The organism is Ectopseudomonas toyotomiensis (genome assembly GCF_017167985.1).
Classification (GTDB): Bacteria; Pseudomonadota; Gammaproteobacteria; order Pseudomonadales; family Pseudomonadaceae; genus Aquipseudomonas; species Aquipseudomonas toyotomiensis.
In genome coordinates this window covers 1,892,030-1,912,687 of record NZ_CP070505.1, presented here as the reverse complement: position 1 = coordinate 1,912,687, position 20,658 = coordinate 1,892,030, and the positions used below count along the sequence as shown (strand labels likewise).

General features: G+C 64.9%; 23 protein-coding genes. 7 read left to right on the top strand and 16 right to left on the bottom strand.

Features of this window, described 5'->3' with window-relative positions:
• Nucleotides 1-17: 17 nt before the first annotated feature.
• Both JWV26_RS08815 and JWV26_RS08810 read right to left on the bottom strand, forming a co-directional pair.
• A complete protein-coding gene (locus JWV26_RS08815) occupies nt 18-2,012 on the bottom strand; it encodes a metallophosphoesterase family protein (RefSeq protein WP_206418849.1) in 1,995 nt (664 codons plus the stop codon).
• A gap of 61 nt (nt 2,013-2,073) precedes the next feature.
• A complete protein-coding gene (locus JWV26_RS08810; RefSeq protein ID WP_206418848.1) occupies nt 2,074-2,757 on the bottom strand; it encodes a Crp/Fnr family transcriptional regulator in 684 nt (227 codons plus the stop codon).
• Between the two features lie 123 nt (nt 2,758-2,880).
• On the opposite strand from JWV26_RS08810, the gene JWV26_RS08805 reads away from it, so the two are divergent.
• A complete protein-coding gene (locus JWV26_RS08805) occupies nt 2,881-3,405 on the top strand; it encodes an Mpo1 family 2-hydroxy fatty acid dioxygenase (RefSeq protein ID WP_059392856.1) in 525 nt (174 codons plus the stop codon).
• 121 nt (nt 3,406-3,526) lie between these two features.
• Here JWV26_RS08805 and JWV26_RS08800 read toward each other — a convergent pair whose 3' ends face one another.
• Together JWV26_RS08800 and JWV26_RS08795 are read right to left on the bottom strand one after the other, a co-directional pair.
• Nucleotides 3,527-4,273 carry a hypothetical protein gene (locus JWV26_RS08800; RefSeq protein WP_093051482.1) on the bottom strand — a complete coding sequence of 249 codons (747 nt, stop codon included), beginning with the start codon at nt 4,271-4,273 and terminating at the stop codon, nt 3,527-3,529.
• A gap of 131 nt (nt 4,274-4,404) precedes the next feature.
• Nucleotides 4,405-5,190: an MmyB family transcriptional regulator gene (locus JWV26_RS08795; protein WP_072426251.1), complete on the bottom strand. Its 786-nt coding sequence runs from the start codon at nt 5,188-5,190 to the stop codon at nt 4,405-4,407.
• A 122-nt stretch (nt 5,191-5,312) separates the two neighbouring features.
• On the opposite strand from JWV26_RS08795, the gene JWV26_RS08790 reads away from it, so the two are divergent.
• Nucleotides 5,313-5,714, top strand: a complete 402-nt coding sequence (locus tag JWV26_RS08790; protein WP_072426194.1) for a hypothetical protein — start codon at nt 5,313-5,315, stop codon at nt 5,712-5,714.
• A gap of 9 nt (nt 5,715-5,723) precedes the next feature.
• Here JWV26_RS08790 and JWV26_RS08785 read toward each other — a convergent pair whose 3' ends face one another.
• Nucleotides 5,724-6,461, bottom strand: coding sequence for a sulfite exporter TauE/SafE family protein (locus tag JWV26_RS08785; protein ID WP_206418847.1), 738 nt, complete (start codon nt 6,459-6,461; stop codon nt 5,724-5,726).
• On the bottom strand, nt 6,458-6,817 hold the full coding sequence (locus JWV26_RS08780; RefSeq protein WP_064495762.1) for an antibiotic biosynthesis monooxygenase family protein: 360 nt from the start codon (nt 6,815-6,817) through the stop codon (nt 6,458-6,460). The genes JWV26_RS08785 and JWV26_RS08780 overlap by 4 nt, the downstream gene beginning before the upstream one ends.
• 84 nt (nt 6,818-6,901) lie before the next feature.
• Here JWV26_RS08780 and JWV26_RS08775 point away from each other — a divergent pair, with 84 nt between their 5' ends.
• A complete protein-coding gene (locus JWV26_RS08775) occupies nt 6,902-7,594 on the top strand; it encodes an ArsR/SmtB family transcription factor (protein ID WP_206418846.1) in 693 nt (230 codons plus the stop codon).
• A 107-nt stretch (nt 7,595-7,701) separates the two neighbouring features.
• On the opposite strand, the gene JWV26_RS08770 is transcribed toward JWV26_RS08775, so the two are convergent.
• From JWV26_RS08770 to oscA, 5 genes are all read right to left on the bottom strand, one after another.
• Nucleotides 7,702-8,694 carry a sulfate/molybdate ABC transporter ATP-binding protein gene (locus JWV26_RS08770; protein WP_072426198.1) on the bottom strand — a complete coding sequence of 331 codons (993 nt, stop codon included), beginning with the start codon at nt 8,692-8,694 and terminating at the stop codon, nt 7,702-7,704.
• A 2-nt stretch (nt 8,695-8,696) separates the two neighbouring features.
• The gene (cysW, locus tag JWV26_RS08765; protein ID WP_093051494.1) at nt 8,697-9,569 is read right to left on the bottom strand and encodes a sulfate ABC transporter permease subunit CysW; all 873 of its coding nucleotides are present in this window, start codon (nt 9,567-9,569) and stop codon (nt 8,697-8,699) included.
• Nucleotides 9,570-9,579: 10 nt separating this feature from the next.
• Entirely contained in the window at nt 9,580-10,398 is an 819-nt protein-coding gene (gene cysT, locus JWV26_RS08760) for a sulfate ABC transporter permease subunit CysT (RefSeq protein ID WP_074918778.1), read from the bottom strand.
• Between the two features lie 89 nt (nt 10,399-10,487).
• Nucleotides 10,488-11,486: a sulfate ABC transporter substrate-binding protein gene (locus tag JWV26_RS08755; protein ID WP_072426201.1), complete on the bottom strand. Its 999-nt coding sequence runs from the start codon at nt 11,484-11,486 to the stop codon at nt 10,488-10,490.
• A 102-nt stretch (nt 11,487-11,588) separates the two neighbouring features.
• On the bottom strand, nt 11,589-11,771 hold the full coding sequence (gene oscA, locus JWV26_RS08750) for a sulfur starvation response protein OscA (RefSeq protein WP_003464528.1): 183 nt from the start codon (nt 11,769-11,771) through the stop codon (nt 11,589-11,591).
• A 246-nt stretch (nt 11,772-12,017) separates the two neighbouring features.
• Here oscA and JWV26_RS08745 point away from each other — a divergent pair, with 246 nt between their 5' ends.
• Together JWV26_RS08745 and JWV26_RS08740 are read left to right on the top strand one after the other, a co-directional pair.
• Nucleotides 12,018-12,599 (top strand): RBBP9/YdeN family alpha/beta hydrolase, encoded by a 582-nt coding sequence (locus JWV26_RS08745; protein ID WP_072426202.1) that lies wholly within the window; start codon nt 12,018-12,020, stop codon nt 12,597-12,599.
• A 114-nt stretch (nt 12,600-12,713) separates the two neighbouring features.
• On the top strand, nt 12,714-13,538 hold the full coding sequence (locus tag JWV26_RS08740; RefSeq protein WP_206418845.1) for a sigma 54-interacting transcriptional regulator: 825 nt from the start codon (nt 12,714-12,716) through the stop codon (nt 13,536-13,538).
• Between the two features lie 67 nt (nt 13,539-13,605).
• Here JWV26_RS08740 and modC read toward each other — a convergent pair whose 3' ends face one another.
• From modC to JWV26_RS08720, 4 genes are all read right to left on the bottom strand, one after another.
• A complete protein-coding gene (modC, locus tag JWV26_RS08735) occupies nt 13,606-14,733 on the bottom strand; it encodes a molybdenum ABC transporter ATP-binding protein (RefSeq protein ID WP_206418844.1) in 1,128 nt (375 codons plus the stop codon).
• Complete coding sequence (gene modB / locus JWV26_RS08730) at nt 14,730-15,410, bottom strand: molybdate ABC transporter permease subunit (protein ID WP_072426204.1); 681 nt, start codon at nt 15,408-15,410, stop codon at nt 14,730-14,732. The genes modC and modB overlap by 4 nt, the downstream gene beginning before the upstream one ends.
• Before the next feature lie 44 nt (nt 15,411-15,454).
• Entirely contained in the window at nt 15,455-16,210 is a 756-nt protein-coding gene (modA, locus tag JWV26_RS08725) for a molybdate ABC transporter substrate-binding protein (protein WP_206418843.1), read from the bottom strand.
• Nucleotides 16,211-16,507: 297 nt separating this feature from the next.
• Nucleotides 16,508-17,437 (bottom strand): DMT family transporter, encoded by a 930-nt coding sequence (locus JWV26_RS08720; protein ID WP_074918787.1) that lies wholly within the window; start codon nt 17,435-17,437, stop codon nt 16,508-16,510.
• 103 nt (nt 17,438-17,540) lie between these two features.
• On the opposite strand from JWV26_RS08720, the gene JWV26_RS08715 reads away from it, so the two are divergent.
• Nucleotides 17,541-18,452, top strand: coding sequence for a LysR family transcriptional regulator (locus JWV26_RS08715; RefSeq protein WP_206418842.1), 912 nt, complete (start codon nt 17,541-17,543; stop codon nt 18,450-18,452).
• A gap of 104 nt (nt 18,453-18,556) precedes the next feature.
• Here the strand turns inward: JWV26_RS08715 and JWV26_RS08710 are convergent, their stop codons facing one another.
• A complete protein-coding gene (locus tag JWV26_RS08710; protein WP_206418841.1) occupies nt 18,557-19,330 on the bottom strand; it encodes an AraC family transcriptional regulator in 774 nt (257 codons plus the stop codon).
• 104 nt (nt 19,331-19,434) lie between these two features.
• Here JWV26_RS08710 and JWV26_RS08705 point away from each other — a divergent pair, with 104 nt between their 5' ends.
• A complete protein-coding gene (locus tag JWV26_RS08705; protein ID WP_206418840.1) occupies nt 19,435-20,652 on the top strand; it encodes an MFS transporter in 1,218 nt (405 codons plus the stop codon).
• Nucleotides 20,653-20,658 lie beyond the last annotated feature (6 nt).

Below are 20,658 nucleotides of genomic sequence, written 5' to 3'. Positions count from 1 at the left end.
TGACGTATGCGCTCGGCTCAAGGGTGGCTTGCGCCGCTGTCCCGCGGTGCTGCACTGCGATCAGGATGCCCGAGCAGTGGTGCCGTCGCTGTGCCTGATTCACGCTCGGCAACGAAGGTCGCCGGCGGTGAGCCATCGGCGTTGAGCTGGAGGATGCGCTTGGGCCGGCCCTGTTCGTCGAAGAACACCTGGCCGAGGCCGGCGCTGTTCCATAGGCGTTCGCCCGAGCGGCTGCGGTCGGGGATCAGCGGGGTGACGCGCATACGGCGGCGCTTGGTCAGCCAGTTGAGCGGTGACCAGGGTGCGTAGAGCCAGCGGTTGAGGCGATCGAACCAGTCCAGCAGCTCGGCCGGAAATTCGTTCTTGATGCCGCTGCTGGTGATTTGCCAGATGGTCGGGCTGGCGCGCCGGTGGCGGATGCTCACGCGGTAGACGAAGGAGTAGTGCACGTCGCCGGAGAGGATGACGAAATCACCCGGCGTACGCGAGTGGCGAAAGATGTTCATCATCACGCTGGCCGCGCCGCGATGCGCCATCCAGTTTTCCGCATCGACCATCAGCGGATGGCCGGCATAGGTGAACAGTTTCTGGATGCCCTCGATCAGCTTGACGCCGAACATCGGCGCCGGCGAGACGATGATGCAGCTGGGGTGATCGAGCAGCGCCTGCTGAAAGTCGCACAGCGCTTCCCAGTCCATCAGCCCCGAGGGTTTCGACAGGTGCCCTTCGCTGCGCCAGCGGCGTGTACGGGTGTCCAGCACCAGCAGCGCGGGCGTGGTCGGCAGCACGTAGTGCCACTGCTCGAAATGCAGCAACTGGTCGATCAGTGCGTCCTGCGCTGCGGCCTGCAGGTGATGGTTCTGACGCTGCTGCAGCAGGTCGGCAAAGGCCTGCAGCGGCTCATCGAATACATCCGGGTTGTTGCCCCAGCCCTGGCAAAGCATATAGGCGAGCAGGGCGTTGCCGATGATGCGCTTGGAGAACGGATGGCCATAAGCGGTCTGCTCCCAGCGCGCGGAGAGGTTCCAGTCATCGGTGACGTCGTGGTCGTCGAAGATCATCAGTGTCGGCAGATGGGCGAACGCCCGCGCGGCCTGGCCGAGGGTCTGGCGGAAGGCGTCGATGCGTTCGCGCTCACGGGCGTAACGCTGCTGCTGTTCCTCGTCCAGCGCTGGCTGCTCTTCGCTGATCAGCGTCCAGGGCAGCGGCGACCAGACCAGCAGGTACATGGCGATCATCTCGGCGAAGGTCACCAGATGATTGTCGGCACTGCTGCTGGTGAAGACCGGCTTCTCCACGCCGCCGAAGAACTTGTCGCGCAGGGTCTGGTTGCTCTTCACCGCCGGCAGCAGCTCGGCGCGTTGGTAGTAGCCGACCGGGTGGCCATACAGCGCCTGGCTGTCCTCGACCACGGCACCTTCGAGAAACTCGTCGAACAGGCCGAGGCGAGCGATCAGTTGGTGAATGGCGCACAGCAATGGGCCGGCGACATCGTCGACGTAGACCTGGTCGCCGCTCATCAGCAGCAGTGCCGGACGCTGCTCGGCCTCGGGCTGACTTGCCAGCAGGCGGTCGGCGCAGAGCAGGCCGTCAGCAGCGGCGTGGTGCGGCTTGCGGCAGGAGCCGTGGAGCAGGTGGTCGACGCGCGAGCGCAGGACGAAATCAGCCTGCTCAGCGCCGTCGTAGAGCAGGTGCGGCGCCCAGTCGCGCATGCCTTTCGCGCCCGCGCTGTCGATGATCTGCAGGTCGTAGGCGATGCGTTGGTCCTGTGGCAGTGCCTGTTCGAGCGGCAGGTCGATCAGGTGCAGCACGGCCTGTCGGCCCAGCGGCAGTTGCTGGCAGTGTTCGTTCAGCGCATGCGTCTGCTGCGCCTGGCCCTCGGGTTGCAGCCACAGTTGCAGGCTCAGTTCGCGGCTGGCCACCAGCCACAGCACCAGGCGGCCGGGCTCCAGGCGGCGCAGCAGCGGGCCGGCGAGCACATCGGGCAGCGGAGCGGGGGCATTGTCTGGCATCGGTGCGGTACTTCCTGCATGAAAAACGACAGGGATTGGACACTGGCAGGACGCCAGCAGTTCAGGAGGCCAGCTGGCGCAGACGCTCGAAGTCGAGAATTTCGATCTCGCCGTAGGTGAGCTGCACCACGCCCTGCGCCTGCAGCTCCTTGAGAATCTGGTTGGTGGTCTGGCGTGACAGCGAGAGCATCAGCGCCAGCTGCTCCTGAGCCAGGTGCAGCACTCGGCGCGGTTCGCTTTCACCGTAGTTCTCGGCGATCAGCAGCAGGCGTCGGGCCAGGCGCGGCGCGGCCGGCAGCAGGCTCATGTCTTCCAGCGCGACGAAGGCCAGACGCAGCTTGTGGCTCATCAACAGGGCGAAGTCGCGCCAGTACTGCGGCTCGCGTTCAAGCAGCGCGAGCAGGTCATGCTGGGGTAGCAGCAGCAGGATGCTGGCGCTTTCGGCGAAGGCATCGTGGGTGCGCGGCAGGCCATCGAACAGGGAAATTTCGCCGAACCAGTAAGGCGGTTCGACCAGGGTCAGCAATGCCTCCTTGCCGTTTTCGCTGACCGCGCCGATGCGCACTGCACCTTCGACCACCGCATACAGCCCGCTGGGTTTGTCGCCACGGCGAAACAGCCGCTGGCCGGCATCCAGGCGTTGCACCTGGGCCATGTCCAGCAGGTTCTGGCTCAGCGCTGGGGGCAATGCGGCGAACCAGTGGCCTTGGTTCAGCTGGCTGAAGTAATGACGGGGATCGGGCATGGCGGCTCCTGTGAGGTTGCACGGCGGTGCGGCCTTCCCTGCCATTGTCGGCTAGCCGACAGTGCGACTAGCCAAGGTGGAGGGATCATGTACGGGCCCGTTTCACACCTGAGGACGATAATAATGAAAACCCTCGTCGATCACCTGGCGCAATATGCCGCCTACCATCGCGACCGGCGCAATATCGCCAGTCATTTCATCGGCATCCCGATGATCGTGCTGGCCGTCGCCGTGCTGCTGTCGCGGCCAGGCTTCCATCTCGCCGGCCTGTGGCTGGCGCCTGCCACGCTGGTGGCGCTGGCGTCGGCATGGTTCTACCTGCGCCTGGACACCCGTTTCGGCCTGCTCATGGCCGTGCTGCTGGGGCTATGCCTGTGGGCCGGTGCCAGCCTGGCGGTCGCTTCCACTGCCCTGTGGTTGACGGCAGGCATTGGCCTGTTCGTGGTCGGCTGGGTCATCCAGTTCATCGGTCATTACTACGAAGGACGCAAGCCGGCCTTCGTCGATGACGTCATGGGGCTGGTGATCGGCCCGCTGTTCGTGGTCGCTGAACTGGCCTTTCTGCTCGGCCTGCGCAAGGAAGTCGAGCATGCCGTGGTGGAGATCGCCGGCCCGACCTGCATCCGCGAGAAGAAGGCGCTGGCCTGACTCTGCCATAGTTGTCGGCACGATTCGCCGCGGGGCGCGGCTCCTACGAAGTCACCGGAGCGCGGCTGAAGCCCCCCACAAGCTCGAGAGGCTGTCGGAGGGGCTTCAGCCGCGAACCTTTCTAGAACATCGCCATCCACTGCGCCGTCATCGAACGTGCGTGGCGATCCACGGTGATGGGGGCAAAGGGGCGGCCGGAGACGCTCTGCAGGGTGTTGCTCTGGCTGTTCATGTCGGCCAGCGCCGCACGCAGATAGCTCCAGCGCGTCTGTAGCTTGGTCACCTGCGGGTCGGATTGATCCTTGAGCGCCTGCAATTCGCTGTCGATGGCCGGCAGCAGCAGGCGTTCGTCCTGACCGAGGTAGGTGCCGGGCTGCTCGCGGGCGATCTCGAAGGTGCCCAGGTAGGAGCGGCTGAGGTATTGCACGCTGAGGTACTCGACCTTCGCCGCCAGCTCGCTCTGGCCTTCGGCGCCCGGTAGTGCACGGGCCGTGCTGAGGAAGTCGCGCAGGGCGCGGCTGAGGTCTTCGGGAAAACGCCAGGGTACGTTCTCGTCACCGGGGCCATAGGAAACACCGTTGCGCAATTGGGTAACGAGGGCTTGATGGGCGCTGGTGAGTTCTGCGCTGCCTTGCGGCAGGCTCTGCACGGCGCCGGCCAGAGCGGCCAGGTCGGCTTCCAGGCGCTGCTGATGAGTCTTCTGGAACCCTTCGCCACGTAACAGCATGAGGCTGCTGGTGGCGCGGCTGGCGTGTATCTGAATTTGCTCCTGCGGGCTGACGGCCTCGGCGAAGGCCATTGGCGATAGCCCGACGAAGAGTCCGAGCGACCAGAAAAAAGCATGGCGCAATAGTGCTTTACAGCGCATCCGGGGTGCTCCTTGTTATTGTTTTGAGCAGGTATGCAGTAGGCAGCGTCAATGACGCAGCGCCAAGACTACTGCGTGACGCGCTGCAGAGCATGACCCGAAAGAGTGATTTCGTCGGAAATCGTTACTGTTCAGGTGCTGTTCGCCAGATTGCGCAGGTACTCGGCGGTGAAAGCGTCGGCGGGGAAGAAGGTTTCCAGTGCTAGTTCGGCGAGGGTCACGTCATTCGGGGTGCCGAACACCGTGATGGTGCTGATCAGGCTGAGCACACCTTGTTCGCTGTGCAGTTGCAGCGGCACCAGCACGGCGTCGCTCGGTGGCGCAGGGACTTCAGCCGGCGCCGGATAACCGCGCAGCTCATCGAGCAGGCTGAACAGGGCTTCGTCGCCGCTGATTTCGGCGTCACGCTGCAGGCGCATCAGCAGGTGTGCGCGCCATAGCGCGAGGTTGGCGATACGCGGTGCCAGGCCTTCGGGGTGTAGCGACAGGCGCATCACATTGAGCGGCGGACCGAGCAGAAAGTCCGGCATGCCGGCGAGGAAGGGGCCGACCGAGGCGTTGGCTGCCAGCAGGTTCCACTGTCGGTCGATGGCCAGCGCCGGATAGGGTTCATGGGCCTTGAGCAACTGTTCGATCGCCTGGCGGGCTGGAGCCAGCGCCGGGTCGCTCAGCTCGTGCTGGCTGTACAGCGGGGCGAAACCGGCTGCGCTGAGCAGCCGATTGCGCTCGCGCAGGGGAATCTCCAACTGCTCGGCGAGATGCAGCAGCATCTCGCGGCTGGGCTGCGCACGTCCGGTCTCGACGAAGCTCAGGTGGCGGGTGGATATCTCCGCCTCGCAGGCGAGGTCAAGTTGGCTCAGGCGGCGCCTTTGGCGCCATTGGCGCAAAAGGGCGCCGGCGGTCTGGGTATTATTCATGGCCAGCACGATAGTTCAGTCAGGTCATGTCGGCCATTACCTGGCAGGTAATCGACGCGCTGCTGTTTTCGGCGAAATCTGTAGGCCAGGCACCACTCCGGTGCCCCTACGGAGGATTCGCCATGAACGCACTGCAACCCACCCCGATGCTGCGCAACGCCCTCTTGCTCGATGGCCTGCTCAGCGGTGTCACCGGTCTGCTACTGGTCTTGGCGGCCGGCTGGCTGGGCGCCTTCCTCGAACTACCGCGCATGCTGTTGCTGGTCGCCGGTAGCGCCCTGCTGCCGTTCGCAGCGCTGCTGGTGTGGTTGTCCAACCGCGCCGAAATCAGCCGCCAGGCGATCTGGGCGGTGATCGCGGTCAACGCGCTGTGGGTGATCGACAGCCTGCTGGTACTGGTGATCGGCTGGGTGTCGCCGAACCTGTTCGGCTACGCCTTCGTTATCGCTCAGGCGCTGGCGGTGGCGCTGCTGGCCGAGTTGCAATGGTTCGGCCTCAAGCACTCGCAGGCTGCCGCCGTTTGATGGTCAGGTTCAGAGGCCGCGCAGCGCCAGTTCTGCCCCAAGCAGCAACAGGCCGATGAAGAACCAGCGCTTGAAGCGCTCCGCGCTGATACGTTTGCGCAGCCACTGGCCGCCGGCCATGCCCAGCAGTGCGGGTACTAGGGCGAGGGCCGATACACCCAGCACCGCCGGTTGCAGCAGTTCACCGCTGTGACCGAGCGATGCCGCCAGAGCCAGGGTGGAGACGCTGAAGGACAACCCCAGGGCCTGAACCAGATCGTCCTTCTCCAGGCCGATGGCCTGCAGGTAAGGCACGGCAGGAATCACGAATACACCGGTAACCGCGGTGATCGCGCCGGTGAGCGCACCGATCGCCGGGCTCAGCCAGCCTTCCTTTGTTCGCTCCACGCGAAAGTGCACCTTGGCCAGGCCAAGCAGTGCATAGACCACCAGTGCAACGCCCAGCCAGCGGGTGGCGCCGGGCAGGTCGAGGCTCTGCAGCAGAGCAGCGACCAGCAGCGTGCCGCACAGGATGCCCAGCAGCATCGGCCACAGCCGGCGCAGCATCGGCAGCGGGCTGCGACCGTCGCACAGCTGCCAGATGTTGGTCACCATCGACGGGATGATCAGCAGCGCGGCGGCCTGCAATGGCGCCATCACCAGGCCGAGCAGACCGACGGCGATGGTCGGCAGGCCAAGGCCGACCACACCCTTGACCATGCCGGCGAGCAGGAAGGTGGCGAGGATCAGGAGCAGGTGCTCAGTCATCGCGCTGCCCCCTGCTCGTGGATCGCGCGGCTGTCGGCCGGCGCCTGTTCGCGCTCGTGCATGCCGTAGTCGCGCAGTACCTGGGCCACGCGCAACCGATAGTGACTGAAGACCTCCTCGCGTCCCGCCGACTGCGCGCGGCGGTGTTCTTCGCGCTGGCGCCAGGCCTGGATTGCGGCTTCGTCCTGCCAGAACGACAGCGACAGGATCTTCCCCGGCTGGGTCAGGCTCTGGAAGCGCTCGATGGAGATGAAACCCGGCTGCTCGGCGAGCAGCGGGCGCAACTCACCGGCGAGGTCGAGATAGTCCTGCTGCAGGCCTGGCTTGGCCTGAACTTCGAAGATCACGGCGAGCATCGGTTTCTCCCTGGCTGGCTCTGACTGAAATTGCCTGCCAGTATCCATATTTGTTGCACGCCATGTTTCGTCATGAGGTGAACTATGGAATACGCACCGGGTTTCAGCTCGATTGCCGCGCTGCTCGCCGATGCCGGGCGCGCCAGCATGGTCTGGGCACTGATGGATGGCAGCGCGCGACCGGCCGGTGAGCTGGCCTTGCTCGCGGGCTTGTCGCCGTCATCGACCAGCGCGCACCTGGCCAAGCTGGTGGAAGGCGGCCTGCTGGAGCAGCAGCGCCATGGGCGCAATCGCTATTACCGCCTGGCCGGGCCGGAAGTCGGGCAACTGGTCGAGGCCCTGGCCAGTGCCGCGCTGGCCGCGCAGCCACGGCAACCACGCGCGGTGCCGGCTTCACGCGGTACTCCGCAGACCATGCGCGAGGCGCGCACCTGCTATGACCATCTGGCCGGCGAGTTGGCGGTCGGTGTGTTCGCGCGCATGCGCGCGGCTGACTGGCTGAGCGAGGAGGGCGGTGCGCTGCAACTGACGGCAGGCGGCGAGCAGGGGCTGCAGGCGTTGGGGATTGATCTGCACCAGGTCAACCGTCAGCGCCGCCAGCGACTCTGTGCCTGCCCGGACTGGAGCGAGCGCAAGCCGCATCTCGGTGGTGCGCTGGGCGCGGCGTTGCTGGGTCTGTGCGAAGGCGAGGGCTGGTTGCGGCGCAGCACGGGTTCGCGTGCGCTGCAGGTCTCACCCCAAGGGCGTAGGGCGATCATGGCGATCGCGGCTCCGTAGAGTGGGCTGAGCGACGATTCGTTTCAGCCCACCAAACAAAGGTTGAGCTCTGAGCGGTGGGCTGAAGCCCACCCTACGTACTGCCGCCCGGCCCACCTTACGAAGAGCTACACCTGGGCGCTGACCGGCTTGCCGCCCTTGGGTTTGAAGTACAGGGTGGTGCCGCGGGCGAGGTTGTCCAGGCTGACGTGATCCTTGGCCACCTCGGCTTCGATCAGCTCGTCCTGACCTTCGACCTTGAGGGTGATGCGGGTGATCGCGCCGAGCAGACGAATGTCGCGTACCTCGCCGGCCTTGTGCTCCGGGCTCGGTTCGCTGGACAGGTCAACCTCGTGCGGGCGGAACAGCACGTGGTGATCGTTGCCGACGTAGAGGCGGTTGGCGTCACCGAGGAAGTGGTAGACGAAATCGCTGGCCGGATACTCGTAGACTTCGGCCGGCGTGCCGATCTGCTCGATCACGCCCTTGTTCATCACCACGATGCGGTCGGCCACTTCCATGGCTTCTTCCTGATCGTGGGTGACGAATACGCTGGTCAGGTGCACGTCTTCGTGCAGGCGCGCCAGCCAGCGGCGCAGCTCCTTGCGCACCTTGGCATCCAGCGCGCCGAAGGGTTCGTCTAGCAGCAGCACTTTCGGCTCCACCGCCAGGGCGCGGGCCAGGGCGATACGCTGGCGCTGACCGCCGGAGAGCTGTTCGGGGTAGCGATCGCCAAGCCAGTCGAGCTGCACCAGGTTGAGCAGTTCGTGCACCTTCTGCTGGATCACCTCTTCACTCGGGCGCTGGCCCTTGGGCTTCATTCGCAGGCCGAAGGCGACATTGTCGAACACCGTCATGTGGCGGAACAGCGCGTAGTGCTGGAACACGAAGCCGACGTTGCGATCACGCACGTCGTGGTTGGAGACGTCCTCGCCGTGGAACTCGATGGTGCCGCTGTCCGGGGTTTCCAGGCCGGCGATGATGCGCAGCAGGGTGGTCTTGCCGCAGCCGGATGGGCCGAGCAGGGCGACCAGTTCGCCGCTCTGGATGTTCAGGTTGATCTCGTTCAGCGCCTTGAACGCGTTGAAGTTCTTGCTGACGTTACGGATTTCGATACTCATGTTTATTCCTCGCCAGCACTGGCTTTGCGGCGGTTGATACGGGATTCGCTCCACTGCTTGAGCAGCAGGATGAACAGCGCCAGAAGCAGCAGCAGGCTGGCAACGCTGAAGGCGGCGACGTGATTGTATTCGTTATAGAGAATCTCGACATGCAGCGGCAGCGTGTTGGTGTAGCCGCGGATGTGCCCGGAGACCACCGATACCGCGCCAAACTCGCCCATCGCCCGCGCGGTACACAGCACCACGCCGTAGATCAGGCCCCATTTGATATTGGGCAGGGTCACGTGCCAGAACATCTGCCAGCCGTTGGCACCGAGCAGGCGCGCGGCCTCTTCCTCCTGCGTGCCCTGCTCCTGCATCAGTGGGATCAGCTCGCGGGCGACGAAGGGCACGGTGACGAACACGGTGGCCAGGACGATGCCGGGCAGGGCGAAGATGATCTGGATGTCGTGCTCGCGCAACCAGGGGCCGAAGAAGCCCTGGGCGCCGAACAGCAGCACATAGATCAGACCGGCGATTACCGGTGACACCGAGAACGGCAGGTCGATCAGGGTCACCAGAATGCTCTTGCCGCGAAACTCGTACTTGCTCACGCACCAGGCGGCGGCCACGCCGAACACCAGGTTGAGCGGCACGGCGATGCCCACGGCGAGCAGGGTCAGTTTCAGCGCGCTGATGGCGTCAGGTTCGAGGATCGAAGTGACGAACACGCCGACGCCCTGTTTGAGCGCCTCGGTCGCCACCACGAACAAGGGCAGCAGCAGGAAGAAGGCGAACACCAGCCAGGCCGAAACGATCAGCAGGCGGCGGCCCAGGGCGTTGCCACGGCGTGCGGCATTGTTGGCGGCACTGGCCGTCAGGGTTGCAGATGACATGCCTGGCTCCTCAAGAACGGCTGATGCGACGCTGCAGCAGGTTGATCAGCAGCAGCAGAATGAACGACACCACCAGCATCAGCACACCGATGGCGGTGGCGCCGGCATAGTTGTACTGGTCCAGCTGCACCATGATCAGCAGCGGCAGGATCTCGGTCTTCATCGGCATGTTGCCGGCGATGAAGATCACCGAGCCGTATTCGCCAACGCCACGGGCGAAAGCCAGGGCAAAGCCGGTCAGCCAGGCCGGCAGTAACGCCGGCAGCAGCACATGGCGAGCCACCTGCAACGGCTTGGCACCGAGGCAGGCGGCGGCTTCCTCGACCTCGCGGGGGATGTCGGCCAGCACCGGCTGCAGGGTGCGCACGACGAAGGGCAGGGTGACGAAGGTCAGCGCCAGGGTGATGCCCAGCGGGGTGTAGGCGATCTTGAAGCCCAGGGCCGTGGCGAACTGGCCGATCAAACCGTTGGGCGCGTAGAGCGCGGTCAGGGCGATACCGGCAACGGCTGTGGGCAGGGCGAACGGCAGGTCGATCATCGCTTCGATGACCTTGCGACCGGGGAAGGTGTAGCGCACCAGCACCCAGGCCAGCAGCGTGCCGATCACGCCGTTGATGATGGCAGCGAGAAAGGCGGTGCCGAAGCTCAGCTTCAGGGCGGCCAGCACGCGCGGTGAGGAAATGATTGCCCAGAACTGATCCCAGGTGAGCTGGGCAGCGTGGACGAACATGGCACCCAGGGGAATCAGCACCAACAGGCTGAGGTACACCAGGGTGTAACCCAGCGTCAGCCCGAAGCCGGGTATGACGGGGGAAGTGCGGCGAGACATGCAAGCTCCTTGGTAGGGCGGGTGGAACCCGCCACTGGCTGCGACGATCTGGTGGGCCGTGCACTGGTGCGCACGGCGCACCCTAAGGGCTACTGCGCCTGGTAGATCTGGTCGAAGATGCCGCCATCGTTGAAAAACTTCGGTTGCGCGCTCTTCCAGCCGTCGAAGTCAGCGTCGATGGTTACCAGCTTGAGCTGCGGGAACTGCTTGGCGAACTCGGCCGCCACCGCCTGGTTGCGTGGGCGGTAGAAGTGCTTGGCGGCGATACGCTGGCCTTCCTCGCTGTACAGGTAGTTGAGGTAGGCCTCGGCGACCTTGCGGGTGCCTTTCTTGTCGACGTTCTGATCGACCACGCTCACCGGCGGTTCGGCGAGGATCGACAGCGAAGGCGCGACGATCTCGAAGTTCTCTCCGCCTTCTTCCTTGAGCGCCAGGAAGGCCTCGTTCTCCCAGGCCAGCAGCACGTCGCCGATGCCGTTGTTGACGAAGGTGATGGTCGAGCCGCGGGCGCCGGTATCGAGCACCGGGACGTTCTTGTAGAGCTTCTCGGTGAAGGCCTTGGCCTCGGCTTCGCTGCCGTACTTCTGCTGGGCATAGGCCCAGGCAGCGAGGAAGTTCCAGCGTGCACCACCGGAGGTTTTCGGGTTCGGGGTGATCACTTCCACGCCCGGTTTGACCAGGTCATCCCAGTCCTTCAGGCCTTTCGGGTTGCCCTTGCGCACCAGGAACACGATGGTCGAGGTGTAGGGGGTGCTGGCGTCCGGCAGACGCTCCTGCCAGTTTTCCGGGATCAGCTTACCGAGCTTGTACAGCTCGTCGATATCGCCGGCCAGAGCCAGGGTCACCACGTCGGCGCGCAGGCCGTCGATAACCGCGCGGGCCTGCTTGCCCGAACCACCGTGGGATTGCTGGATGGTCACCGCTTCGTTGCCCTGGGCCTGCCAGTGCTTGTTGAAGGCGGCGTTGAATTCGGTGTACAGCTCACGGGTCGGGTCGTACGACACGTTGAGCAGGGTTTGTGCGGCGGCCACCGGGCCGGCGATCAGACTGCTGGCCAGCGCGGCCAGGGCAAAACGACGAAGGGACATGGTGCAGCTCCTAACTGTGAAATTCTTGTGTTGGCGTATGGGGTGTCAGGCGGGGCGATCTTTCTCGAGCCCTCTGGTGGTCCAGTCGGGCCGCATCATGTTTCAGCTGTTCTTGGTGCTCGGTTGTTGCAGGCGAATCTTTTCCTTGCGCTCGATCTGCACGACCTGGCCGTTGTGCACGGTGATTTCTACCGAGCCGAATTTCAGGCCATGCAGGGCGGTCTGAATCTCGCGCAGGATGCTGGCTTCATCCTGGCCTTCGAGGTTTCTCAGCGTCGCGGTCATTTCCAGGCTCCTTGTGAATAGGTCGCCACGGCGGCGGTATGGAGTACCGACGCTGGCGTGAAGCGGATAGTAGAGAGGCGGAAATATTCTTAAAAATATTGTTTAAGAACATTTATATGCTTTTTGGAAATATAAGGCGTCGTGTGTTTGCCTTGAATTTTTGGAATAAGCAAATAAGCTCTTATTCTTTTTGTAATTAATTCGTGTTGCCTAGACTGACGCCATTCGATTGAAGGAGGCGCCGTGATGGGCAGCGAAGCAATCCGTTATCTGATCCTGCCGGGTTGGCAGGGCTCCCCCGAAGAGCACTGGCAAAGCCATTGGCAGCGCAGCCTGCCGAACAGTGCGCGTGTGGAGCAGAAGGACTGGCTCAACCCGCAACGTAGCGACTGGGTCACCGCGTTGAACCAGGCAGTCGCCGACGATCCGCGTCCGCTCATCCTCATCGCCCATAGCCTGGGCTGCGTGACGGTGGCGCATTGGGCCGCGCAGGCACCGGTCGAACTGCTGCGCCGTGTGCGCGGCGCGCTGCTGGTGGCGCCGGCCGATGTCGAGCGGCCGGGCTGCCCCGAACCGCTGCAGAATTTCGCACCGATGCCGCGTGATCTGCTGCCCTTTCCTAGCCTGCTGGTGGGTTCCGACAACGACGCAGCGGCTAGTGCCCTGCGCGCCTTGGAGCTGGCGCGAGTTTGGGGTAGCGAGGCGGCGATTCTGAGCGGTGCCGGGCATATCAACGTGAAGTCCGGGCATCGCTATTGGGAGCAGGGCTTCGGCTATCTCTATCGCCTGCAGAGCCGCATCGAACAGCAGTCGCGCTTGCGCGCCTGAGCCCGTCATTGCGGGACAACCTTTTCGGAGCGGGGTCGGGCCAGGCAGCCGCCCGCTCTTTTTTGTTCACGTACAGGCTACGCCCAGTGAGGGGCAGCCATGGAGCTGCACGTCATGAGTTTTCCACCCGACTTCCCGGCGCCGCTGACCTTCGCTGATTCGGACAAGAGCCCGCTGAGCATTCGGGCCAAGGCGCTGGTATTCGTCGACGCGCGTTCACGCCAGCTGCGCGAGCGTGCTGAGGCCCTGGCGGGCAATGGCCAGCCGCTGCTGATCCTCGGTGAAACCGGCACCGGCAAGGAATTGCTGGCGCGCTATATCCATCGCCACAGTGAGCGCGCTGGCCTGTTCGTGGCGGTAAGCTGCGCAGCGATAAGCCCGCAGTGGGGCGAGGCCGAGTTGTTCGGCCATGCCGCCGGTGCCCATGTTGGCACCGGCAGCAGCCGCGCCGGCTGGTTCGGTTCGGCCAATGGCGGCACGCTCTACCTGGATGAAATCGCCAATCTCTCGCGGCCTCTGCAGAGCAAGCTGCTGGCCGCGCTGGAAACCCGCGAGGTGTATCGCGTCGGCGCCAGCCAGGCGCTGCCGGTGGATGTGCGTCTGGTGGCGGCGAGCAGCATCGACCTGGCTCGTGCGGTGGCCGCCGGCACTTTCGATGAGCGCTTGTACGTCTACCTGTGCGACGGCCAGTTGCTGTTCCCGGCACTGCGTCAGCGGGTCGGCGATATTCTGCCGCTGGCCGAATACTTCCTCGGCATCCACGCCTCGCGTCTGGGCCTGGCCATCCCGCCGATCAGCCCGGCGGCGCAGGCCGTGCTGGAGGCGCACCGTTGGCCGGGCAACACCCGCGAGCTGGAGAACGTCATCCACTTCGCCCTGCTGCTGGCCGGCAACGCCGAGATCGGGCCGGAGCATCTGGAGTTGCCCGGGGGCGTTTGATCGCCCCGGATTGCATCCGGGCTACGAACCTGCGGCATCTGCGTGTGCTCGGTGCGCGCGGCGCACCCTACGGCGCGAGCAGCGACACCGACTTGATCTGCGCCCAGAGCGCCTGGCCGGCATGAATGCTCAACTGATCGAAGGAGTAGCGGGTGATTCGCGCTAGTAGGCGTTGATCACCGATGCGCAGGGTCAGCAGCATCTGTGCGTCCAGCTCCTGCCAGCTTTCTACCCGTGCCGGCAGTAGGTTGAGCAGGCTGCAATCCTCGGCGCGCTTGAGCGCCAGGCTGACATCGCGCGCCTTGATCTTCACTCGCACCGAGTGGCCGTCGGGCAATGCTGCGTGAGGCAGGCGCAGGCGCGCTTCGCTGCCGGGCAGCTGAAGCTCCAGCAGATCGTAGGCGGTATCGTGACCGCAGACCTGGCCGTCAATCACCGCCTCGGCATCCTCGTCGCTGGCAAAGGGCAGGTCTGCGCGCAGCAGGATTTCCTTGAGCGGGCCGCTGGCGCGTACCTGGCCTTCGTCGAGCAGCACCAGATGATCGGCCAGGCGCGCCACCTCGTCCGGCGCATGGCTGACGTAGAGCATGGGGATGTCCAGCTCCTCGTGCAGACGCTGTAGATACGGCAGCACTTCCTGTTTGCGCTTGAGGTCCAGCGAAGCCAGCGGTTCGTCCATCAGCAGCAGGCGCGGGCTGGTCACCAGCGCGCGGGCAATACCGACGCGCTGGCGTTCGCCGCCGGACAGCGCCGAGGGCATGCGTTCGAGCAGATGAGCGATGCCCAGTAGCTCCAGCGCCTGATCCAGCGCCACCTTGCGTTGCGACGCGGGGATGCGCCGCTGGCCGTACTCCAGATTCTTGCGCACGCTCAGGTGCGGGAACAGGTTGGCGTCCTGGAACACGTAGCCGATGGCGCGCTTGTGCGCCGGCAGGAAGACACCGCGCTCACTGTCTTGCCAGAGCTCTCCAGCGACCTGCAGGTAGCCCTGCTGCGGGCGATCCAGCCCGGCGAAGCAGCGCAGGCAACTGGTCTTGCCTGAACCGGAATGGCCGAACAGCGCACTGACGCCGCGTCCGGGCAGGTCGAGGTCGACATCCAGGGTGAAGCCCGGATGCTTGACCAGAAAGCGCGCGCGAATGCGTCCATCGTCGTGGATGGCAGGTATCGGCGCCTTGCCGAAACCGAACCTCACAGCGCCCTCATCCGAGCATTGCGCCCGCCGTACAACGCCAGCAGAACGATGAAGGAGAACGCCACCATGCCGCCGGCCAGCCAGTGCGCCTGGGTGTAGTTCATGGTTTCCACGTGGTTGTAGATCTGTACCGACACCACCTGGGTCTTGCCGGGGATATTGCCGCCGATCATCAGCACCACGCCGAACTCACCGATGGTATGGGCGAAGCTGAGAATGGCGGCGGTGATGAAACCAGGGCGGGCCAGCGGCAGCACCACGCTGAAGAAGGTATCCCAGGGATTGGCGCGCAGGGTGGCGGCGGCCTCCAGCGGGCCGCGACCGATGGCCTCGAAGGCGTTCTGCAGCGGCTGCACGACGAAGGGCAGGGAATAGAAGATCGAACCGATCACCAGACCGGTAAAGGTGAAAGTGAAGGTACCGAGACCAAGGCTCTGCGTCAGTTGGCCGAAGAACCCATTGGGCCCCATGCTCACCAGCAGGTAGAAGCCGATCACCGTCGGCGGCAGCACCAGCGGCAGCGCGACAATGGCACCGACCGGGCGCTTGAGCCAGGACTCGGTGCGCGCCAGCCACAGCGCGATGGGGGTGCCGATGATCAGCAGCAGCACGGTGGTCAGCGTGGCCAGCTCCAGGGTCAGGAGGATGGCGTCGAGGTCATTCTTGGACAGCGGCATGCAGGGATTCCGGAAGTGGCGAACGTAGCCCGGATGCAATCCGACTACGGCAGTTTATAGCCGAACGATTCGATCACCCTGGTCGCTTCCGCGCTCTGCAGGTACTCGACCAGTGCCGCAGCGGCCGGATTGTCCGCGCCCTGCTTGAGGATCACCGCGTCCTGCTTGATCGGGTCGTACATGGTGTCCGGCACGATCCAGGCCGAGCCGCTGCCGAGCTTGCCGTCCTTGTACACCTGCGACAGCGCGACGAAACCCAGCTCGGCATTGCCGGTTGAGACAAACTGGTGCGCCTGGGTGATGTTCTGTCCCTCCACCAGCTTGGCTTTCACCGCCTCGCTCAGGCCCAGCTTGTCCAGCACCTGCATAGCGGCCAGGCCGTAGGGCGCGGCCTTGGGATTGGCGATGGACAGGTGCCTGAACTGGCCGGCTTTCAGCACCGCGTCCGTGCCGTCGAGGTAGCTGGCATCGGCTGACCACAGCACCAGGCTGCCGATGGCGTAGGTGAAGCGCGAGCCGGGCACGGTCGCGACCTCGCGCTCCAGTCTGGCCGGCGTCGTGTCGTCGGCGGCGAGCAGCACATCGAAGGGCGCGCCATTGCTGATCTGCGCATAGAACTGCCCGGTGGCGCCGAAGGACGCCACCAGCTTGTGCCCGGTGGCCTTCTCGAACGCGGGCGCGATGGCCTGCATCGGTGCGGTGAAGTTGGCGGCTACGGCGACCTTGACCTCGTCGGCGATGGCGCCGCTGGTGAAGATCAGGCTGAGGGCGAGCAAGCTGTGCTTGAGAGGCTTGAGCATGGAGATTCCTGTCGAGTGCAGGTGTAGGGCCAGTGTGGGTTGGGCAATCCTACCTCGTTATGTTTTTTTGTATATAGCGCTATTGCGGACTGTTTCCATGCACGATCTTCGTGCGCACCATCTGCGAAGTTGAGCGCCTGCTGCTCGATGGCTAGCGCGTCACTGGTCTGGAGCTGCGTCAGAACGGCCAGTGGCGCACCTAGCGGTGCACTCGCGAGACCATCCTCTATGCCGGCGTGCCGTGCATCATGATTGGCGAGAAGGCGGCCGATCTGATTCGCCAGGGCTGAGCCCGGCTCAGCTCGTCTTGCGCTTGCCTGAAGACAGGCGCGAGACACCCAGCAGGACCAGTGCCAGGCCGGCGATCTGGTACAGGGTGATGGCCTCGCCGAGCAGCACCCAGGCGGCAAACAGTGTCAGCACCGGGCCCAGGTTGCCGAACATGGCGGCATGGCTGGCGCCCATGCGCTGCACGGCCAGGGCCAGCCAGTAGATCGGCAGCACCGTCGACAGCAGCGCCATCAGTGCGCCGTACAGCCATACCTCGCTCGGCAGGTTCGCCAGTTGCGTCGGGTCACCGCTAATGGCGTAGTGGATCAACACCATGATCGCCGAGGAACCGCCGGCCAGTCCCGCCAGGCGCATCGAGCCGACCCGGCGAATCACCACGCCGGTGCCCAGGTAGTACAGGGCGTAGGTCACCGCGCTGGCGAACACCCAGGCGGCACCCAGCAGGATCTGCTCGCTGTCGCCCTCCACGCGGATGTCATGTACTAGGGCGATGCTCAGGCCCAGGTAGCACAGGCCCAGGGCGAGGAAGGTGCGCGGGCCCGGCCGCTCGCCCAGCGCCAGCATCTGCAACAGCAGCACCAGCGTCGGGTAGGTGAACAGGATCAGCCGTTCCAGCCCGGCGCTGATGTACTGCAAGCCGTAGAAGTCGAACAGGCTCGACAGGTAGTAGCCGAGCATCCCCAGCAGCAGGACGTGCGCCCAGTCCTTCGCCGACAAGCGCGCTTGCCCGATGCCCCGGCTCAGCCACAGCAGCCAGGCGAACAGCGGCAGGGCCAGGCCCATGCGCAGGCTCAGCACGGTGATGGCATCCACCGGCGCGGCGGCATAGCTGAGTTTGACGAAGATGGCTTTCAGGCTGAAACCGGTGGCCGAGAGCACGGCGAACAGCACGCCGTTGTCCAGGCTGCGCCGGTACGAGGCGGTCAGAGCATTCATGAGCGGGGCTGCGGCAGGGGAGTGAGCTGTTATTCTGAGCGGAAAGCTACACGGCCAGAATCGCAATTTCACGAAGATGGCTTTCTGATTTGGAGAAGGCTTTATGCATTTCGACCTGCCCGACCTGCGCCTGATCGCGGCGATTGCCGCCACCGGCAGCCTGAGCAAGGCGGCGGCGACCTTCCCCGTCGCCGTGTCGGCGGCCAGCACCCGCCTGCGTCTGTTCGAGGAGCGCTGCGGGCTGACGCTGTTCGTGCGCAGCAGTGACGGCATGAGCCTGACCCCCGCCGGCCGCTTGGTACTGGAGGCCTGCCAGGGCGTGCTGAAGGAGGCCCGCCAGCTCAGCGACACCCTGCAGGAACTCAACGGCGAGCGGCGCATCACCCTGCGCCTGGCGGCCTCCACGGTGGCCAACAGCACCTTCCTGCCGGCGGCGCTCGGGCCGTTCCTGGCCGACTACCCCGAGGTGGATCTGCAACTGGCCGAGTACAACAGCAAGGACGTGCTGAAAATCGTCAGGGAAGGCAGCATCGACATCGGCGTTTACGACGGCAACCTGGCCACCGATGACCTGCTGTCGCTGCCGTTTCGCAACGACCGCCTGGTGCTGTTGGTGCCCCATGGCCATGCGCTGATTGAGCAACGCCCGGCCTCGCTGCGCAATGCACTCAACTACCCCTTCGTCTGCCTGCCGGCCGAGCGCGCGATGCAGCGTTTCATCGAATACATGGCGGTGCGCAATGCCTTGCCGCTCAAGGTGCGAGTACGCGCGCCGAGCTTCGATGCCATCGCCCAACTGGTGGCGCAGGGCGTTGGCGTGTCCATGCTGCCCGAGGTAGCCGCGACCCGCTTCGCCCAGGAACTGCCGGTGGCGGTGGTGATGCTGGAAGATGTCTGGGCCACCCGCGAACTGCGCCTGTGCGTGCGCAGTTGGGAGTCGCTGTCGTCCCATGCACGGCAGCTGGTCAGCTATCTCTCGCCCGAGCGGCCAGCTGGCGACAGCATGGGTGCGTGACGAGGTGGGAGGGGCTTTCGGCTCTGGCATCCTGCTTCGCTCTACCTCCTGCATCCATGCAGTCGTAGCCGCGACAGTTGCCGCGCAAGCACCTCCACCGGGCATCACTTGAAGAACTGGCTGGGCGTGGTGCCGAACTGCTTCTTGAACATGGTGGCGAAGGCGCTGGGGCTGTCGTAGCCCAGCTCTCCGGCGATGTCGATGATCTTCTCGCCCAGGGCGATACGCTCCAGCGCCAGCAGCAGGCGCGCCTGCTGGCGCCACTGGCCGAAGGTCATGCCGGTGCCTTTCTGAAACAGGCGCTGGATGGTCTTCTCGTCCAGGCCCAGGCGGATGCTCCAGTCGGCCAGCGTGGAGGCGTCGCCAGGGTCGTTCTGTAGCGTGGTGCAAATCGGCTGCAGGCGCGGGTCGGCCGGCTGCGGCAGGTGCAGCGGCAGGGTCGGCAGGATGCGCAGTTCATCGAGGATCAGGCGCATCACCCGTGCCTCGCGCGAGTCGTCGGCATAGGGCTGGGTGATCGCCACGGCGGCGCGGATCAGTTCACTGAGCAGCGGCGAGATGGCCACGGCGCGGCACTCGGCGGGCATGTCCGCCAGGCTGTCGGGGCGCACGAAGACGCTGCGCATTCGCACGCTGCCGATGCAGCGGATCGCGTGCACCTGGCCGCAAGGCATCCAGATACCGCGGCTCGGTGGCACCGTCCACTGGTTCAGCGCCGAGGTCACCACCATCACCCCGGAAATGGCGTAGATCAGCTGGTGCTTGTTGCGGTGCGAGTGCGGCTCGATGATGGCGTTGATCGGGTAATCGGTGGCGCTGCTGCTGACCAGCCAAGGGGAAGCGTCGATCTCGGCCAGCAGCTTGTCAGCTAAGCGCATGAATGTGCCTTTTTTGCGAGGGTTGCTGCCCTGTCTTCGTGAGACAGGCGATTGGGCGCAGCCTAGCATAGCGCCGTCCCTCACCTCGTCCGGAAGCTTCAAGCATGTCCAGCAGTCCTGCCGCTACGACCCTGGCCGGCGCCTCGCCCATCAGTCAGGCCAGCCCTCTGGTGATGCGCGTGATCGGCGCCTGCGCCCTGGCGCACCTGATCAACGACCTGATCCAGGCGGTGTTGCCCGCCATCTACCCGATGCTCAAGCTCAACTACGGCCTGAGCTTCGCCCAGATCGGTCTGATCACCCTGACCTTCCAGCTCACCGCCTCGCTGCTGCAGCCCTGGGTGGGCTACCACACGGACCGCCATCCCAAGCCCTGGCTGCTGCCCGCCGGCTCGTTGTGCACCCTGGTCGGCATCCTCATGCTGGCCTTCGTCGGCAGCTTCTCGGCGATCCTGCTGGCCTCGGCGCTGGTGGGTATCGGCTCCTCGACCTTTCACCCCGAGGCGTCGCGCATCGCCCGCCTGGCCTCGGGTGGGCGCTACGGCCTGGCACAGTCCACCTTCCAGGTCGGCGGCAATGCCGGCACCGCCTTCGGCCCGCTGCTGGCGGCGGCCATCATCATTCCCTACGGCCAGGGCAACGTCGCCTGGTTCGGCCTGTTCGCCGCCTTCGCCATCGTCGTGCTGTACGGCTTGAGCCGCTGGTACCGCCACCACCTGACGCTGTTCAAGCTCAAGCAGGGCGGCGTGGCCACCCACGGCCTGTCGGCCTGTCGGGTGAAGTTCGCCCTGCTGATCCTGGCTCTGTTGGTGTTCTCCAAGTACTTCTATATGGCCAGCTTCACCAGCTACTTCACCTTCTTCCTGATCGAGAAGTTCGACCTGTCGGTGGCCAGCTCGCAGCTCTACCTGTTCCTGTTTCTCGGCGCGGTGGCGGCCGGCACCTTCTTCGGCGGGCCGATCGGCGACCGTATCGGGCGCAAGCAGGTGATCTGGTTCTCCATCCTCGGCGTGGCGCCGTTCTCCCTGCTGCTGCCGCACGTCGGCCTGTTCTGGACGGGCGTGCTGAGCATGGTGATCGGCTTCATCCTGGCCTCGGCATTCTCCGCCATCGTGGTCTTCGCCCAGGAGCTGATGCCGGGCAACGTCGGCATGATCGCCGGGCTGTTCTTCGGCCTGATGTTTGGCTTCGGTGGCATCGGCGGGGCGCTGCTCGGTTATCTGGCGGACATCCACGGCATCGAGGAAGTGTTCCTGATCTGCTCCTTCTTGCCGTTGCTGGGTATCCTCACCGCGCTGTTGCCGTCGCTCAAAAAACATTAGCCGCTT